Origin of the sequence: Streptomyces mobaraensis NBRC 13819 = DSM 40847 (assembly GCF_017916255.1) — a bacterium.
Lineage (GTDB): Bacteria > Actinomycetota > Actinomycetes > Streptomycetales > Streptomycetaceae > Streptomyces > Streptomyces mobaraensis.
The window spans coordinates 2,335,978-2,352,138 of the sequence record NZ_CP072827.1 but is presented as its reverse complement, the minus strand read 5'-3'; the positions used below and the strand labels follow the sequence as shown (position 1 = coordinate 2,352,138).

Annotated in this window: 15 protein-coding genes and 1 tRNA gene; 10 read left to right on the top strand and 6 right to left on the bottom strand. The window is 73.8% G+C overall.

Annotated elements, in window-relative coordinates:
• Positions 1-217: 217 nt before the first annotated feature.
• The 4 genes from J7W19_RS09755 to J7W19_RS09740 all read left to right on the top strand — a co-directional run bounded on the left by J7W19_RS09755 (position 218) and on the right by J7W19_RS09740 (position 5,620).
• Positions 218-1,435 carry an HpcH/HpaI aldolase/citrate lyase family protein gene (locus J7W19_RS09755; RefSeq protein ID WP_051072633.1) on the top strand — a complete coding sequence of 406 codons (1,218 nt, stop codon included), beginning with the start codon at positions 218-220 and terminating at the stop codon, positions 1,433-1,435.
• Complete coding sequence (locus J7W19_RS09750) at positions 1,435-3,912, top strand: phosphoribosyltransferase (RefSeq protein WP_004946707.1); 2,478 nt, start codon at positions 1,435-1,437, stop codon at positions 3,910-3,912. The genes J7W19_RS09755 and J7W19_RS09750 overlap by 1 nt, the downstream gene beginning before the upstream one ends.
• 26 nt (positions 3,913-3,938) lie before the next feature.
• Complete coding sequence (locus tag J7W19_RS09745) at positions 3,939-4,745, top strand: hypothetical protein (protein WP_004946703.1); 807 nt, start codon at positions 3,939-3,941, stop codon at positions 4,743-4,745.
• Between the two features lie 209 nt (positions 4,746-4,954).
• Complete coding sequence (locus J7W19_RS09740) at positions 4,955-5,620, top strand: O-methyltransferase (protein ID WP_004946699.1); 666 nt, start codon at positions 4,955-4,957, stop codon at positions 5,618-5,620.
• Positions 5,621-5,716: 96 nt separating this feature from the next.
• On the opposite strand, the gene J7W19_RS09735 is transcribed toward J7W19_RS09740, so the two are convergent.
• The 4 genes from J7W19_RS09735 to J7W19_RS09720 all read right to left on the bottom strand — a co-directional run bounded on the left by J7W19_RS09735 (position 5,717) and on the right by J7W19_RS09720 (position 10,406).
• Positions 5,717-5,950 (bottom strand): FmdB family zinc ribbon protein, encoded by a 234-nt coding sequence (locus J7W19_RS09735; RefSeq protein ID WP_004946697.1) that lies wholly within the window; start codon positions 5,948-5,950, stop codon positions 5,717-5,719.
• A gap of 115 nt (positions 5,951-6,065) precedes the next feature.
• Positions 6,066-7,268: an IS110 family RNA-guided transposase gene (locus J7W19_RS09730; RefSeq protein ID WP_004956478.1), complete on the bottom strand. Its 1,203-nt coding sequence runs from the start codon at positions 7,266-7,268 to the stop codon at positions 6,066-6,068.
• A 683-nt stretch (positions 7,269-7,951) separates the two neighbouring features.
• Positions 7,952-9,346: a hypothetical protein gene (locus J7W19_RS09725; RefSeq protein ID WP_040891894.1), complete on the bottom strand. Its 1,395-nt coding sequence runs from the start codon at positions 9,344-9,346 to the stop codon at positions 7,952-7,954.
• 277 nt (positions 9,347-9,623) lie between these two features.
• Positions 9,624-10,406, bottom strand: coding sequence for a DUF4097 family beta strand repeat-containing protein (locus tag J7W19_RS09720; RefSeq protein WP_004951815.1), 783 nt, complete (start codon positions 10,404-10,406; stop codon positions 9,624-9,626).
• 243 nt (positions 10,407-10,649) lie between these two features.
• Here J7W19_RS09720 and J7W19_RS09715 point away from each other — a divergent pair.
• A tRNA-Val gene (locus J7W19_RS09715) sits at positions 10,650-10,721 on the top strand.
• A gap of 111 nt (positions 10,722-10,832) precedes the next feature.
• Here J7W19_RS09715 and J7W19_RS09710 read toward each other — a convergent pair.
• Positions 10,833-11,663: a S1 family peptidase gene (locus J7W19_RS09710; RefSeq protein WP_004951817.1), complete on the bottom strand. Its 831-nt coding sequence runs from the start codon at positions 11,661-11,663 to the stop codon at positions 10,833-10,835.
• 207 nt (positions 11,664-11,870) lie between these two features.
• On the opposite strand from J7W19_RS09710, the gene J7W19_RS09705 reads away from it, so the two are divergent.
• Positions 11,871-12,065, top strand: a complete 195-nt coding sequence (locus J7W19_RS09705; protein WP_004951821.1) for a hypothetical protein — start codon at positions 11,871-11,873, stop codon at positions 12,063-12,065.
• An 88-nt stretch (positions 12,066-12,153) separates the two neighbouring features.
• Here the strand turns inward: J7W19_RS09705 and J7W19_RS09700 are convergent, their stop codons facing one another.
• Positions 12,154-13,233, bottom strand: a complete 1,080-nt coding sequence (locus tag J7W19_RS09700; RefSeq protein WP_004951824.1) for a hypothetical protein — start codon at positions 13,231-13,233, stop codon at positions 12,154-12,156.
• A 126-nt stretch (positions 13,234-13,359) separates the two neighbouring features.
• Here J7W19_RS09700 and J7W19_RS09695 point away from each other — a divergent pair, with 126 nt between their 5' ends.
• The 4 genes from J7W19_RS09695 to J7W19_RS09680 all read left to right on the top strand — a co-directional run bounded on the left by J7W19_RS09695 (position 13,360) and on the right by J7W19_RS09680 (position 16,142).
• A complete protein-coding gene (locus J7W19_RS09695) occupies positions 13,360-14,049 on the top strand; it encodes a hypothetical protein (protein ID WP_004951827.1) in 690 nt (229 codons plus the stop codon).
• A 115-nt stretch (positions 14,050-14,164) separates the two neighbouring features.
• On the top strand, positions 14,165-14,347 hold the full coding sequence (locus tag J7W19_RS09690) for a hypothetical protein (protein ID WP_004951831.1): 183 nt from the start codon (positions 14,165-14,167) through the stop codon (positions 14,345-14,347).
• Between the two features lie 175 nt (positions 14,348-14,522).
• Positions 14,523-14,747 (top strand): hypothetical protein, encoded by a 225-nt coding sequence (locus tag J7W19_RS09685; protein WP_004951834.1) that lies wholly within the window; start codon positions 14,523-14,525, stop codon positions 14,745-14,747.
• Positions 14,748-15,002: 255 nt separating this feature from the next.
• Positions 15,003-16,142 (top strand): gluconolaconase, encoded by a 1,140-nt coding sequence (locus tag J7W19_RS09680; protein WP_210455319.1) that lies wholly within the window; start codon positions 15,003-15,005, stop codon positions 16,140-16,142.
• Positions 16,143-16,161 lie beyond the last annotated feature (19 nt).

Sequence of the window (16,161 nt, the reverse complement as noted above, 5' to 3'; positions counted from 1 at the left end):
CCCGGCCGGAGCGCGGCCGGGGTGAAGCCGGGGAGCCGGGGGAGCGCCCGGGGCGCGGGGCGGGTGCGCGGACGCCGTGGGGGCACATGGTGTGGTGGAGGAGACGAGATTCCTCCGGCTTTTGGGGAACTCTTGACCCGTTCCCGGACGTACGATAATCGGCCACGCTCGTCGACTGGACGGCCCGGCGGGACGGCGCGGCACAACGGGGAGAAAGATGCGGCATTTTGGACACCTCGCGCCCGAGGTCCGGAACGGGTTGTTCCACCGGGAGCCGGCCGAGTTCGGCGTCGACTCCCCGGCCCGTACGCTCGCCGTCGCCCTCGGCGCCACCCTCTACAGCCCCGCCACCCGGCCCGCGCTGGCCCGGGACGTCGTCAAGCAGGCCGGACAGGGTGTCGTGTCCATGGTCCTGTGCCTGGAGGACTCCATCGCGGACGGTGAGGTGGCCGAGGCGGAGGAGAACCTGGTCCGGCAGTTCGCGGAGCTGGCCGCCGCCCCCGCGGACCGGGTGCCGCTGCTGTTCGTCCGCGTCCGCCGCCCCGGGCAGATCACCGATCTCATGCGCCGCTTCGGCCCCGCCCGGCGGCTGCTCTCCGGCTTCGTCCTGCCCAAGTTCACCGAGGACCGGGGCCTGCCCTTCCTGGAAGCGCTCGCCGAGGCCGAAGCGGCGCACGGGCAGCGGCTGTTCGCCATGCCCGTCCTGGAGTCCCCGGAGCTGCTGCACCTGGAGACCAGGACCGAGACGCTCGGCGGGATCGCCCGCGCCGTCTCCAAGTACCGCGACCGGGTGCTGGCCCTGCGGCTGGGCGTGACCGACTTCTGCTCAGCGTACGGGCTGCGCCGCGCGCCCGACATGACCGCCTACGACGTCCAGCTCGTCGCCTCCGTCATCGCCGACGTCGTCAACGTGCTCGGCCGCGCGGACGGCAGCGGCTTCACCGTGACCGGGCCGGTGTGGGAGTACTTCCGGCAGCACCAGCGGATGTTCAAGCCGCAGCTGCGCCGCAGCCCGTTCGCCGGGCCCGCGGAGGCGCTGCGCTCCGCCCTGATCGAGCACGACATGGACGGCCTGCTGCGCGAGATCGAACTCGACCGCGCCAACGGCCTCCAGGGCAAGACCTGCATCCACCCCTCGCACGTCGCCCCGGTGCACGCGCTCTCCGTGGTCAGCCACGAGGAGTTCGGCGACGCCCAGGACATCCTGCGGTCCGTGGACGGAGGCGGCGGAGTGCTGCGTTCCGCCTACACCAACAAGATGAACGAGGTGAAGCCGCACCGGGCTTGGGCGGAAAGGATTCTGTTGCGGGCCGAGGTGTTCGGTGTGGCACGAGAGGATGTCGGTTTCGTGGAGCTGCTGGGGGCGAGCGTGCCGACGGTGACGGCGCGGGCCGGAGGAGCCGGACGGGCCGGACGAGAGGGAGTGGCGTTCTGATGTGGTCGGGCCAGTGGGTGACCGAGCGGCTCGGCGTACGGCTGGAGGGCGACGCGGAGCTGCCCGGGCTGCTCGGCCTGGCCCTGCGCCGCAACCCCAAGCGGGCGCACCTGCTCGTCTCGCGCGTACTCGGCAAGCACGTGCCGCAGCGGCCGTCCGTCGTGTACGGCGTGGGTCTGGACCTCGGCCGCCGGGTGCGGGCGCTGCTGGGCGAGGAGCGGGCCGCCCGTGCGGTCGTCCTCGGCTACGCCGAGACCGCCACCGGCCTCGGCCACTCGGTCGCCGACGGGCTCGGCCCCGTCCCGTACCTGCACTCCACGCGCCGCCCGGTGCGCGGCGTCGCTCCGGCCGGCGGCTTCGAGGAGGAGCACAGCCACGCCACGTCCCACCTGCTGCTCCCCGAGGACCCGCGGTTCCTCGCGGGCGACGGGCCGCTGGTGCTCGTCGACGACGAGCTCTCCACCGGCCGGACGATCCGCAATACGATCGCCGCCCTGCACGGCCGCCGCCCGCGCGCCCGGTACGTCGTCGTCGCCCTCGTCGACCTCCGACCGGCGGAGGAGCGGGCCGCGCTGGACGCCTTCGCGGCGGAGATCGGCGCGCGGGTGGACGTCGTCGCCCTCGCGTCGGGGACGGTGTCGCTGCCGGAGGGGGTGCTCCGGCGGGGGCAGGAGCTGGTGGCGGAGTGGGAGGTTCCGGCGGGCGGCGCCCCGACCGGCGGGAGCGCCGGCGCGGGAGCGGTCCGGATCGGCCTCGGCTGGCCGGCCGGCCTGCCCGACGGCGGCCGGCACGGCTTCACCCCCGCGCACCGCGACCGGCTGGAGGCCGCGCTGCCGCGCATGGCCGGGCGGATCGCGGAGGCGCTGCCCGAGGGCGGGGGCGCGCCGCGGCGCGTCCTCGTGCTGGGGACCGAGGAGCTGATGTACGCGCCGCTGCGGCTCGCGGGGGCGCTGGAGGAGCGCCTGGCGGGCACGGAGGTGCTGTTCTCCACCACGACCCGGTCGCCCGTGGTGGCCGTGGACGACCCCGGGTACGCGATCCGCACCCGGATCGTCTTCCCGGCGCACGACGTGCCGGCCGCGCCGGTGGCACCGGACGGGTCCGCCGTACCGGGCGCCTCCCCGGCCGGTGCCTCGCCCGGCGCTCCCGCCGGCGGGAGCACCGACGGCCCCGCCGACCGATACGCCTACAACGTCGCCGGCGCCGGCTTCGACGCCGTCGTCGTCGTCACCGACTCGACGGGCGACACCCCCGCCCTGCACGCCCCCGGCGGCCTCCTGGACCGGCTCGCCGCGCACACCCGGAAGGTCCTGCTGGCCGTGATCCCCTCCCACCGCGCCGCCGGGGAGCCGCTGCGCGGCCCCTCCTTCTCCTCCTACGCGCCGGAGGACGTCGGCTGGCTGCTCCAGGACCTCTCGGCCGTCGCGCTCGAAGCGCCCATCGAGGAGCGGGAGGAGGCGATCCAGAACGGCGGCGCGCACTACGCGGAGTCGCTGCCCGTCGAGTACCAGCCGTCCGAGCGCTACCAGGCCCTGTACGCCGCCGCGTTGGAGTCGTCCGCCGGCCGGCTCGCCCGTGCCGTGGGGGCGGTCACCGAGACCGTCCTCGCGGAGCGGTCGCCGCGTCCGGTGCTGGTCTCGCTGGCCCGCGCCGGCACCCCCGTCGGCGTCCTGATGCGCCGCTGGGCGCGGCACGCGCACGGTCTGGACCTGCCGCACTACGCCGTGTCCATCGTCCGCGGCCGGGGCATCGACACGGCGGCGCTGCGCTGGCTCGCCGACCACCACGACCCGTCCGACGTCGTCTTCGCCGACGGCTGGACGGGCAAGGGCGCGGTCACGCGGGAGCTGGAACAGGCGCTGCGGGGAACGGAGTTCGACCCGCGGCTCGCCGTCCTCGCCGACCCCGGCCACTGCGTGGAGACGTACGGCACCCGGGACGACTTCCTCATCCCGTCCGCCTGCCTCAACTCGACGGTCTCCGGCCTGATCTCGCGGACGGTGCTGCGCGCCGACCTCGTCGGCCCGGGCGACTTCCACGGCGCCAAGTTCTACCGGGAGCTGGCGGACGCCGATGTCTCCCGCGCCTTCCTCGACACGGTCGCCGCCCGGTTCGCGGACGTCGAGGACGACGTCGCCCGCGACGCCAAGGAACTCGCGGGCGCCGACCGCGCGCCGACCTGGCGGGGCTGGGCGGCGGTGGAGCGGATCAGCGAGGAGTACGGCATCCACGACGTGAACCTGGTCAAGCCGGGTGTCGGCGAGACCACCCGCGTCCTGCTGCGCCGGGTCCCCTGGAGGATCCTCGCCGAGCGCGGCGCGGGCGCGGACCTCGACCACGTCCGGCTGCTGGCCGCCCAGCGCGGGGTGCCGGTGGAGGAGGTCGAGGGGCTGCCGTACAGCTGCGTCGGGCTCATCCACCCGCGGTACACCCGCGGTGCGACGGGAACCGACGGGCGGGCGGTGCGGTCCTCGTGAAGGTGAACCCTGTGAATCTCCCCTCGGTGGACACGCTCGTCGCCAGCGACCTCGACCGCACGCTCATCTACTCCGCCGCCGCCCTCCGCCTCGGCGCGGACGACGCGCGGGCGCCGCGGCTGCTGTGCGTGGAGGTGTACGAGGGGAAGCCGCTGTCCTATGTGACGGAGGCGGCCGCGGCGCTGCTCGACGGCCTCGCCCGGACCGGCGCGTTCGTGCCCGCCACCACGCGGACGCGGGCGCAGTACGGCCGGATCCGGCTGCCCGGGCCCGTACCCCGGTTCGCGGTCTGCGCCAACGGCGGCGAGATCCTCGTCGACGGCGAGCCGGACACCGGCTGGCGGGAGCGGGTGCGGCGGGCCGTCGCCGCCGAGTGCGCGACGCTCGACGAGGTGCGGGCGCGCCTGGTGGCGACGGCCGACCCGGCGTGGCTGCTGCGCGAGCGGACCGCCGAGGACCTGTTCGCCTACATGGTCGTCGACCGGGAGCGGCTGCCCGTCGCATGGGTCAAGGAACTCACCGAGTGGGCCGGCGAGCGCGGCTGGAACGTCTCGCTCCAGGGCCGCAAGATCTACGCCGTCCCGCGGCCCGTCACCAAGAGCGCGGCGGTCGCCGAGGTCGCGCGCCGCACCGGCGCCACGTGCGTCCTGTCGGCCGGCGACTCCCTGCTCGACGCCGACCTGCTGCTGGCCGCCGACCGCGGCTGGCGCCCGGGCCATGGCGAGCTGGCCGAGACGGGGTGGGGGGCGCCGCACGTCACCGGTCTCGAGACGGCCGGTGTCGCGGCGGGGGAGGAGATCGCGCGGGCGTTCGCGGAGGCGGTGGGGGTGTGAGGACCGATCGCTTGCGGAGCGGGGACGGAATGTCTGATAAGCGGCTGTTTCCCGAAACCCGCTGACAACTAACGTTCGTTGAGGCATCAACGGGCGCGGGAGTCCCGCGGCGTCGATGCCCTTCCCTCTGTGCCGTCGACGGTTCAGTGGCCCGGTGACCGCCGGGGCGCCGCGTCGCCGTGCGGCGTCAGCGAACCGAGGAGCCTCGCGTGACCGAGTCCAAGAGCAGTCCGCTCACTTCCGAGCTCTACGAGTACATGATCGACCACAATCCGCCGCTCGACCCCGTACAGCGCGCCCTGGTCGAGACCACCCGCTCGCTGCTGCCCGAGAGCGCCCACCTCCAGGTCGCGGAGGAGCAGGCTCCGCTGCTCGCCTTCCTGGTCCGCCTGACCGGCGCCCGCGACATCCTGGAGATCGGCACCTTCACCGGCCTGTCCGCGCTCTCCATGGCCCAGGCGCTGCCCCCCGGCGGCAGACTGATCGCCCTCGACATCTCGGAGGAGTGGACGGCCCACGCCCGCGAGGCATGGGCCAAGGCCGGCGTCGCCGACCGCGTCGAACTGCGCCTGGGCGACGGCCTGGAGTCCGTCCGCGCCCTCCCCGCCGAGCCGCACCTCGACCTCGTCTTCCTCGACGCGGACAAGGAGCACTACGTCGACTACTGGGAGGAGGTCGTCCCCCGGCTGCGTCCCGGCGGCCTGATCGTGGCCGACAACGTCTTCTTCCACGGCGAGGTCGTCGACCCCGGGGCGTCGCCGGCGGGCGAGGGCGTCAAGGCGTTCAACGACCATGTGGCGGCGGACCGGCGGATGGAGGCGGTCATGCTCACGGTGGCGGACGGTCTGACGCTGGCGCGGAAGAGGAACGACTGACGCGGGCGGGTGCGCGGGTGCGCGGGCCGCGTCGGCCCGCGCGTCCTGCCGCGTACGGCCGCGGTCGCGCTCCGGTCTGCCGTGGTGTCCCGACGGTCAGCCGCAGCAGCCGCCCCCGCAGCACCCGCCGCCTCCTCCGCCCCCGCTTTCACGGGAGGGCCCGGACGACGCCCCGGCGGACGCCGCACCGGTCACCGCGACGGTGGAGAGCAACTTCACGCTGTCCACGTGCCCTTGAGGGCACATGGCCGGCGCGGACGACTGCGCCATGGGCCGGCGCAGCTCGAAGGTGGCACCACAGGCTTTGCAGCGGTATTCGTAGCGAGGCATGTCAGGCAGCATAACCAGAGGGCTTCGTAGGCGGACGGCTTCATGGCCGTCGGGCCTCACGACGAGGGGAGGTCCCCGACCGGAGGGCGTCCGGGGGGTGCCTCTATGTCTTTCGTCAAGCGAGGCGGGGGGTTCGGGGTTCGTAGAAGGTGCCGTCGCGGAGCATCGCGAAGAGCACGCTGATGCGGTGCCGAGCGAGGCGGAGAAGGGCCTGTGTGTGGGTCTTCCCTCTGGCCCGGCACTTGTCGTAGTAGGTGCGGGAGGAGTGGTCGTGCAGGGCGGCGAAGGCGGATAAGAACATCGCGCGTTTGAGCTGGCGGTTGCCGCCTCTGGGCGCGTGTTCGCCGTGGATCGAGGTGCCCGACTGCTTCGTGGCGGGGGCGAGGCCGGCGTAGGAGGCGAGGTGGGCGGCGGTGGGGAAGCTGGTGCCGTCGCCGACGGTGACCAGCAAGGTGGCGGCGGTCCTGACCGCGATCCCCGGCATCGAGGTCAGGACCTTTGAAAGAGGGTGGGCCTCCAGCAGGGTGCTGATCTGGGCTTCCAACGCCCGGCGCTGTTCGTGGACGGCGGCCAGGGAGCGGGCCAGGGACGGGAGCACGACGTCGAGGGTGCCGGTCCCGGGAACGACGACGGTTTGTTCGTCGAGTGCGTCGAAGACCTCGTTGATCAGCCGCTCGGCCATGCGCGGGGCCTTGGGTCGCACCAGCTCGACGAGCCTGCGGCGTCCGGCTTTCCGCAGGGCCTGCGGGGAGCCGTAGCGTTCGAGCAGCCAGGTGACGGCCTGGTGGTCGAGCCGGGGCCCGAGGACTCGTTCCAGGGACGGGTGGAACTGGGTGAGCAGGCCGCGGATCCGGTTGGAGGTGCGCGTGGCCTCGGCGGCGAGATCCTGGTCGAAACCCACCAGCACGGTGAGCTCGGCGGTGACCTCATCCGTCAGCTCCAGCGAGCGCAGGGTGTGCGCCATCGTGCGGGCGGCGTCCGCGATCACCGCGGCGTCCTTCGCGTCGGTCTTCGCCTCGCCCGGGTAGAGGTCGGCGATCCGCCGCATCGCGAGTCCGGGCAGGTAGGCGACCTTGCAGCCGGTGTCGCGGGCGACTGTCAGAGGAAGGGCTCCGATGGAGGCGGGCTGGTCCACGATCACCAGGACGGTGCCGAACTTCGCGGCGAGCTTGTCGAAGACGGCCCGCAGTCTGGGTTCGTTGTTGGGCAGTTGTTTGTCGAAGACTTTCTTGCCGGCCGGGGTGAGCCCGTGGCCGTGATGGGCGCTCTTGCCGACGTCCAGGCCGAGGAAGACGCCCACGTCTTCGGTGTCGATCACCGTGCCCCCACTCGTCGTTGCGGTGCCGGCCTGTGCGTCGGGGCCGTTCTCGCGCATCCACGTTATGCAGACCTGCCGCCCGCGAACGATCGGGCATTGCGCCTGATCAGGCGGTGGTCGGGCCTCTCATCAGCGTCTCCGACGGCACCCCTCGGGCCCGGTGACACCACCCCCCAGGTCATCGACTTCGACAGGGGGCAACAGTCATGCCGGGCCCGGAGGCCAGCGGCCCTCTTGCAGGACCAGGGAGAACATAACGGGGCGGGCCGCCGGGCCGCCGGGCCTCCGGATCGGCCGCGGCTTCGAGCGCCGCCGGCCAGCGGTCCGTGTGGCCGTTCGCACGTCCCGGGTTGCTGTCGGGGCTGCGCCGCCGCACGTCCCGCGTTGCTGTCCGGCCTGCGTTGCCGCACGTCCCGCGCCGCTGCACGTCCTGGCGCCGCCGTCCGTTCCGCGCTGCCGTCCGTTCCGCGCCGCTGCACGTCCCGCGTTGCTGTCGGGCCTGCGCCGCCCCACGTCCCGTGTTGCCGCACGTCCCGCGCCGCTGCACGCCCTGGCGCCGCCGTCCGTTCCGCGCTGCCGTTCGTCCCGCGCCGCTGCACACCCAAGGCGCCGACGGCCGTCCCGTGCCGACGTCCGTCCCGCACCGCTGGGGCAGCGGCCCGCGCTCCGTCCCGCGCCGTCGGTCAGCGGCCCGCGCCGCGTTCCTCGCGGATCGTCTGGACCACGGCCGCGACCGACTGCCGTACGGCCTCCGTCTCCGTCAGGAAGCGCCACCAGTCGGGGTGGCGGCCCTCCAGGCCGGCCACCGCGCGGTCCAGGCGGGCCACGGCCTCGTCCAGGGGCGCCGCGTGGCGGGGGTCCGGGGTGCTGCGGCCGGCCATGGCGAGGCGCTGGGCGTCGCGGATGGCGAACCGGGTGCGCTCGACCTCCTGTTGGCGGTCGGCGGAGACCTCGTCCAGGCGGCGGAGCCGGTCACCGGCGGCCGAGACGGACGCGTCGGTCGTCGTCAGGAGCGCGCGGACGGTCGACAGCAGGGCGGTGGCGTCCGGCCACCGCTGCTCGTCGCGGGCCGTGCGCGCCTCGGCGAGCTTGGCCTCCGCCCGCGCCACGGCCTGCCGGGCCTCCTCGGGCACCTGCTGGAGGTCCTGCCAGCAGGCGGCGCTGTAGCGCCGGCGCAGCTCGCTGAGGACCGGTGCCACCTGTGTGGCGCGAGTGGCGATCGCCTGGGCGCGGGTGCGCAGCGACACCAGCCGCTTGTCGATCTCGGCGGCGCGCTGCGGCAGTTGCGCGGCGGCCTCGCGGATCGCGTCCGCCTCGCGCAGGACCCGTTCCGCGCGGCCGATGGTCTCCGCCACGCCGTGCTGCCCGGCGCCCTGGTTGAGCTTGGTCAGCTCCGGGGAGAGCGCGGCGAGCCGGGCGGCCAGGTCGTCGGCCCGCAGCCCGGCGGCCCGGGTCGCGTCCAGGGCCTCGGTCGCCGCGAGCAGCGCCTGCCGGGCCCGTTCGACGGCGGGCGCCAGCCGGGCCAGCTCCGCCTCGGCGGCGGCCAGCAGCGGCCCGAGCCCCTGCGCGAACCGGTCCAGGTCCGCCTTGACGCGGACGAGCTCGTCCTTCGCCCGGTTCAGGTCGGTACGGGCCCGGGCGGCGGCGGAGGAGTCGAGGTCCTCGCGGTCCAGGTCGTGGGCGTCGACGGCGGTGATGTACGCGCCCGACACCTCGTCGATGCGGGCGCCCAGCGCCGCGAACTCCTGGGCGGCGCGCCGGCCGGCGGGCGAGGAGTCCACCGCGGCGATCGTCTCCAGGGAGATCCGCAGGTCCCGCTGGGCCGTGTCCAGCTCGTAGAACGCCGTGGCCGCGGCGTCCTTCGCGGCCTGCGCCTCGGCCCGCTGCGCGTCGCCCCGGCCCCAGCCCCAGCGCCGCGTCCCGCCGCCGGCGAACGCGGCCGGGGCCGCAGCGGCGGTGACGGTGACGGCGGCGGCGAGCAGGGGCAACGGGAGGAGGACGAGGGCGGCGGCGTCGCGCAGCGCGGAGCGGACGCGGGTGGCGGGGGCGTCGGGGGCGGCCGTGGGGGTGGCCGTGATGGCGTCGGCGGGTGCCGGCCCGGACCCCGCGGGCCCCTCCGAACCCTCGGGTATGGCAAGCCGACCGGCCGGTCGTACGGACTGCGCGAAGGTAGCCGTCACGTGCCCTCTGCCTCTCCCGTTGATCGCCCCAGGCCCGGAGGCCATTGTCCCACCCGCCGGGGACGATCACACAGGACGGTGGCCGCTCAGGTCGGGCGCCACCGCACGGGCTCGCTCCTCCGCCCGCCGACCTCCGTTCGCTTGCCTCCGCTCATGCCTCCGCTCATGCCTCCGCTCACTTCTCCGCCGTCCGCACGGTGACGTCGCCGCTCCTGCTGTGCGCGGCGACGACGTGCGGGCTCGCCCCGTCGCGGGGGACGCCGACGCGCGCACGGCCGAAGCGGCTGCTCGCGTCGACGCGGTACGAACCGGCGGGCACCCGCACCGTGACGTCGCCGTTCGTGCTCTCACCGCTCACCCGCTCGGGGACGCGGGCCGGCCGGACGGCGATGTCCCCGTTCTTGGAGCGGGCGGAGACGAGGCGGGAGGCTATGCCGTCCTCCGCGCGGAGGTCGCCGTTGTCGGAGCTCAGATCGAGCCGCCCGTCGGCGCCGTGGACGTCGATGTCGCCGTTCTTCGACTCGAGCCGCAGGTCTCCCTTGATCCCCCGGGAGGTGACCCCGCCGTTCTCGTCCTTGACGATCACCCGCACCCCGCGCGGGACCTCGACGCGGTGCTTCCCCTCGCAGTGGACGCTGATCCCGTCGCAGTTCTGCCGCAGCTTGAGGACGTCGCCCTTCTCCATCGCCCAGGTCGTCTTCACGGACCCGCCCACCGACCACCCGTCGAACCAGCGGGTCACCTTGACGTCCCGCCCGTCCCCCGGCACCAGTTCGATCTCCGAGTTGTCCGTGTCGACGGTCAGCGTCCGCCCGGTGATCGCGAACGTCTGCCGCTCCGGCTCCACCTCCGACAGGTCCACCGACCCGCACCCGGCGACCGTCATCCCGGCGACCACCACCCCGCCGGTGAGCAGAGCGAGGCGGGCGAGCCGGGTGGAACGGGCGAGTCGAACCATAGTGATCTCCGTGTCCTGCGTGACCTGAGTGCCGGCAACCCCGCGCGCCGCACGATGCACGCCACGCGCCCGGCCGGCCCCCCTGGACCCCACCCCGGCCCCGCCACGCTACGGCCCCCCACCCACCACCCGGCATCCCGCGCTCCGCCGGACCGGGGGTGGGGATAACCCCCGGGCCCGGGCCCCCGGCCGTACGGGTTTGCGGGGCGGCCACCGGGGACATGTAGGCTGTCCTTTCATTGCGGGCGCATAGCTCAGCGGTAGAGCGCCGCTCTTACAAAGCGGATGTCGGCGGTTCAAATCCGTCTGTGCCCACCGGCGCTGTCAGCGTCAACGGCATGAAGGCCCAGGTCGGAGCAGTCTCCGCTCTGGGCCTTTGTCGTTTCCTGCCGCTTGTGTACCGGGCTTCCCCGTCCTCGGGCGTCCTCAGGAGGGCGAGTCCGGGCTGTTGGTTCTCATGGTGTGGGCGATCCAGTGGGTGTAGGCGGGGGCGCTGGTGTAGAGGCCGGGGCCCTGGGTGCAGGGGACGTTCGGGGTGCCGGGGCACGAGGTGACGCCGATCAGTTGCCAGCGGCCGTGCCGGTCCCGGCGGATCTGCGGTCCGCCGGAGTCGCCGTGGCAGGCCATGGCCCGGGGGACGGTGCTGATGGTGCAGAGGCGGGTCCGGTCCGCGTAGCCGGGTGCGCATTCGGATGCGGCGCCCCGGCGGGCGTCCAGTTGCTGCAACCGGTCCGGGAACGCGTACTCGCCCTCGACGGTGGTGCCGAAGCCCAGGAGCCGGGTCGGTGTGCCGGGCGGCCCCGGCTGCCCGGCGATCTCGATGGGCCGTTCGGTGACCGGGCGGTCCAGGCGGATCAGCGCGATGTCGTTCCTGTTGGCGGCCTTGTCGTCGCCGTTCGCGTAGCCGGGGTGGACGAAGGTCCGGTCGATCCTGCGGACGGTGCCGCCGGACTTGCGGTGGCCGCTGCCGATGCGCACGGTGCCGGCCGGCTCGATGCCCTCGCCCCGTACGCAGTGGGCCGCCGTCAGCACCCACTGCCGGTCGATGAGCGACGCCCCGCAGTTCCCGTCGGTCAGGCCGGCCTCCGGGGCCGATATCGGAATGACCGCCATGAACGGGTAACGCTCCGTGGCGTCGGACCCGTTGACGATGGCTCCGGCGCCACCGGTCATGACGGTGGCGCAGGCCGCGGCGGCGAGAGCGCCGACGGCGGCGGTGCGGGCGGTACGGCGGCGCGACCGTTTGAGGCTGGACACAGAGGCTTCCCTATCTGGTTTCACCTGGTGGATCCGTGGTGATCCGTGTGTGTTCAGGCTCGCTGTCCGGGGCCTGGCCGAACCATGCGGGCAGCGGGCCGGTCGCGGGTGGGGCCGGCCCCCTCCGCGGCGGGGGAGGTCCGCAGGGGCCGGTGACCGTCTTCGTCCTCGGGCTCCGGCGCGGGGGTCTTGGCTAGGCTGAAGGGCATGCCTGCCGCCTCGGAGTCGTCGTGCCCCGCCGAGGAGATCAACCGCGCCATCCGCGCGTTCCTCGCCGACCGCGACCGTCCCCTGACCACGGCCGAGCGGCGGGTGTACGAGGAGTTGCGGGCCCGGTGGGTGGACGCGATACGGCGCCGCAGCGGGGTGGCCGGCGGTTCGTCGCACGGACCTCCGCGGTGAGCACCCCGCGTCCGGCGAGCCGTCGGGCCGGCTCCTCGCCGTCGCACGCCAGGACGATCCCCGCCCTCCCGTGCTTCGCCGGGCAGCCCTAGAAGGGTGACTCGTACGGTTTCGCCCGCACCCGGTCGTGGATGGCGCGCAGCCACGGCCGGCGGACGGCCGGCAGCCGGGCCAGGGTGGCGAGGAAGCTGTGCGGGTCCGGGCGGAAGGGGAGCCAGGGGTGCGGGGGCAGGGGGTCGTCGCGCAGGGCTTCGACGGGGAGGGTGCCGGGCGCCGGGACGAGCCGGCGGTTGTTCGAGAAGGCCAGGTACGTCCAGATGTCGGCGGGCAGGGGGACGGTCGCCGGTGTCGTGTCCGCGTGGTCGGGCGGGGGCGGGGGACAGGGCTCGCCTGTTCTCGGGTGCAGGGGGACCACGGCGATGTCGGCGCCGGGAGCGGGCAGGTCCGGGCCGGCCAACGCCACCCGCTTCACAGGGGCGTTGAGGGCGGGCGGTGGGAGGAAGGCGCCGAGTACGCGGCCGAACATGTCCGTGAGGAGGCCGCGAGGAAGGGCCACGGGGCCGCCGCCCGAAGCGGCCAGCAGGTGGGCCAGGGCGGCGCCGGCCGCTATCTCCCAGCAGGGGTCCCAGTTCCCGGTCGGGTGGACGGGCGGCGTGCCCGGTCGGTCGTACAGCGGGGTTGGCTCATCGGGCACCGGGTGGGCGGTCCCGGACGGGCGTCGGCGTACGGCGTGTTCGAGGAACCGGACCGCCCGCCACAGCGAGCAGTCGTCCTGGAGGGTCGCGACTTCCCGGCCGCAGCGCTCGCAGGCGAGGTTGGGCCCGTCCGCTCCCGTCAGCCCGCAGCAGTAGCCTTCGGTCCGTCCGGGGATGAGGGCGGTGCCCCGGCAGTCGCCCGGCGCGATGACGATCGCGCCGGCCGGTCCGTACGGCAGGGAGTGCACCGGCGCGTACACGCCCCGGGCCGCCGCCCGCTCCGGCCCCACCTCGTCCCAGAGCCGCCACGGCGGACCCGCCGGCTCGCGGTCCACGGCGTACGTACCGGACTCCATGAGCACGGGGAGCAGGTCGTGCCCGAAGGAGGAGCGGGCGTGGACGGGCAGCGCGACCCGCGACACGGGGGCGGTCAGCACGGCGTCGCACCCTGCGCAGACGAACACCTCGGACATGTACTTCTTTCCCTCCCGCGCCGGATTATGGCGGTTCGCCGGTTTGCCGGGCGACCGAATATCGACCGCGGGAGAGGCGACTGTGCCCGCACGCGTCCCGGGAACCGGGCCGTTTAGGGTCGGGGGATGGTTTTCGGAAGAGCGACGCGGGACGGGCGGGGAGGGGAGCCGCTGCCGTCGGTTCTCGACTGGCGGGGCGTCACCACGTTCACCGTCGGCGGGGTGGAACGGGAGCGTGCGAAGGGCGGCCGTACGGTGTTCGGGCCCAGGGCCGTCCGCGTGCCCCGGCGGGAGGGGGCGGGACGGATCTTCCCGCCGTGCGCACTGATCGCCGCCCCCGACCCGGACACCAGCGTGCTGTACGAGGACCGGGAGATGCTGCGCGTTCTGTGCACGGTCGTACGTGAGGGTGCTGACGGCCGGGCCGACGGTGGCGAACGGCGCTACGTGGTACGGGACGCGGCCGGGCGGGAGGTCGGGCGCGTCCGGCGGGTGCCGCCCGCGCGGAGGCTGTCGCGGCACACCTGGCGCGTCGAGCAGCCCGGGCGGCCCGAGATCGTCGGACGCAACAAGTGGGCCGCCCTCTCCCGGCAGGACGCCGCCGCCCACGCCGCCGGGAGGATCGTCGGCGGCGTCGTCGACTCGGTGCTCTCCCTCGGCGCCGAGGGCGGTGACGCGCCCCGCCGCGACCGGACCCTGCTCTGGACGGCCGGGGGTGAGGAGGTGATGCGGTCGGAGGGGGTCGACTTCCGCGTCAAGGCGCCGTGGGTCGAGCGGAGGTTGGCCTTCGCGGTGGCGGTCATCGGGGATCGGTGATCGGCGATCGTACCGGCGGGCGCTGGGCAGTGGCCGGTGGTTTGGTGGTCCATGCGGGCCGCGTGCCCGGCGTTATTCGGATGCGGTGGTTCCTGTGCGTTCGTAATCTGGGCGCATGTCCCACACCCGGACCGCAGGTCCCGCATGCCCCGAGGAGATCAACCACGCCATCCGCAGCTTCCTGGCCGCGCGCAGCAGCCGCGCGCTGACCGGCGACGAGCGGCAGGAGTACGCCCGACTGCGGACCGAGTGGCTCGCGGCCACCCGGGGGCGGGGGCGGTACTGCACGGCGGCGTGACGCGGAGGGGGCGGGTGAGGACCCCTGCGGGTATGCGGTCGGACCGCGGCACGCGGGGGTGGGTACGGCCGCTGTGCCGGTCCGCGTGCCCCGGTTGATGAGGATTTGATGAGCTTCATCTGAACTCTGCCTGGATCATGGGTCGTTTGTCAGTGGGCCCCCTTAGCCTGTCGGCATGTCCCCGGTCCCCTCCCGACAGCCCGTCCCTCAGCCCGCTCGCCAGTCCGCCCACCAGCCCGTCCGGCGGGCCTCGCGCGCTGAGGAGATCAACCGCGCCATCCGCGCCTTCCTGACCGAACGGCGGGGGCGCGCGCTCACCTCCACCGAGCGCCGGGAGTACGAGCGGATGCGCGCGGAGTGGCTGGCCGCCGGCCCGCTGCGGTGGCGGCGCGGGCGCTGAGCCCGGGCCCGGATCGCCGATCGCCGATCGCCCTGCGCGTGGATCACCCCGTCGTGGATCACCCCGTCATGGATCACCCGCGTGATCCCGTCGGCGCGACAGCCGCCGTCGCGGATGTGACCCTGGAACCGGTGCCTGGGAACCGGAATCGGCGGTGTCGGCGCGCGCGACGGTCTTCCCGGGCTTTCCCTCCTCCCTCGCCCCGGTCCTGCCGAAGCGCGGCGGGAGACGTGCGGCGAGAGGAGCCGGAAAGCGATGGCAGAGCCCAGTTGCAGGAATCCGGTAGGGCGAGCCTATCTCGGCGATGTCTTTATGCGACATCCCTTGACGACGCAGAACCAGGAGGAACTCGAAATCCTGGCGAAGGCGCGTTCCATGCTGGAGCGGAACCTGCCCAGCCTGAAGAGGAAGGTCAAGGACGGGGAAAAGGAGATCTGCCCGGTCGGGTTCTCCCTGAACGACGTGCGGTACGAGGGATTTCCGGCCGGGCAGGACACGGCGCGCCAACGCGGCTGGCGGGCCTACCTCAATCTGGGCGTGCCGCTCGTCGAAGAGGAGAGCGGTATCGAGCAGCCTCCCCCCGACGTGATCTCCAAGCAGACGTATGTCAACGCCACCGACCCCGTCAAGTTCACCGCGACGGACACGGTCGAATTCTCGATCTCGAACACCATCAGCTGGTCGCTCCAAGGGACCGTGCAGCTGACCTTCGGAGCGAAGACCTCCGCGGCGGTGCAGGCGCAGTTGCAGAAGAGCATGGCGTTGAACAAGTCCGTGAAGTCCACGCTGAAGAACAGCAAGGACAACATCGGCGTCGACAACGAGACCCAGAGCCAGGGGACGAGCACGACGACGGCGTCGGGCTCCGCCACCGGCACCGGGGAACTGTCGGCGCAGTTGATGCTCGGGATCACAGCTTCCGTGAGCGGTTCGCTGACCACCGCCTGGAAACACACCTCGTCGGTCACCGTGCCGGTGGGCAGCCGGGTGGACGTCGTGGCCACGACGCGGCGCCAGGTCAGGAGGTTCTCCTACGACATCCCCGTCACCTTCGGCGGCCTGGTCGCCCTGTATTACGAGCAGCCGGTGCAGGTCAGGTGCGCTCCGCCGCAGACGCAGAACGAATACTGCCAGGTCATCGCGTGGCCGCTGGGCGAAGTGGCCGACGGGAAGGACAACTTCGACATGTCCGATCCGGGGCGGAGGTTTCTGCAGAAGGGGCTGGCGGAAATCGTCGCCGCCGTCGGGCTGGAGTGGTGCAAGGGCCTCGCCCTGGACGCCGCCGGCGGCCGGATCTACGTCAGCAACCAGCAGGGCCGGTTGTGGCGGATCACCAAAAGCGCGACCGAGGCCCTGGGCGGCGTCGGCAAGGTGGTCCCGCCGCCCGGGACATGAGGGCGCCGGGGCCGCCCGC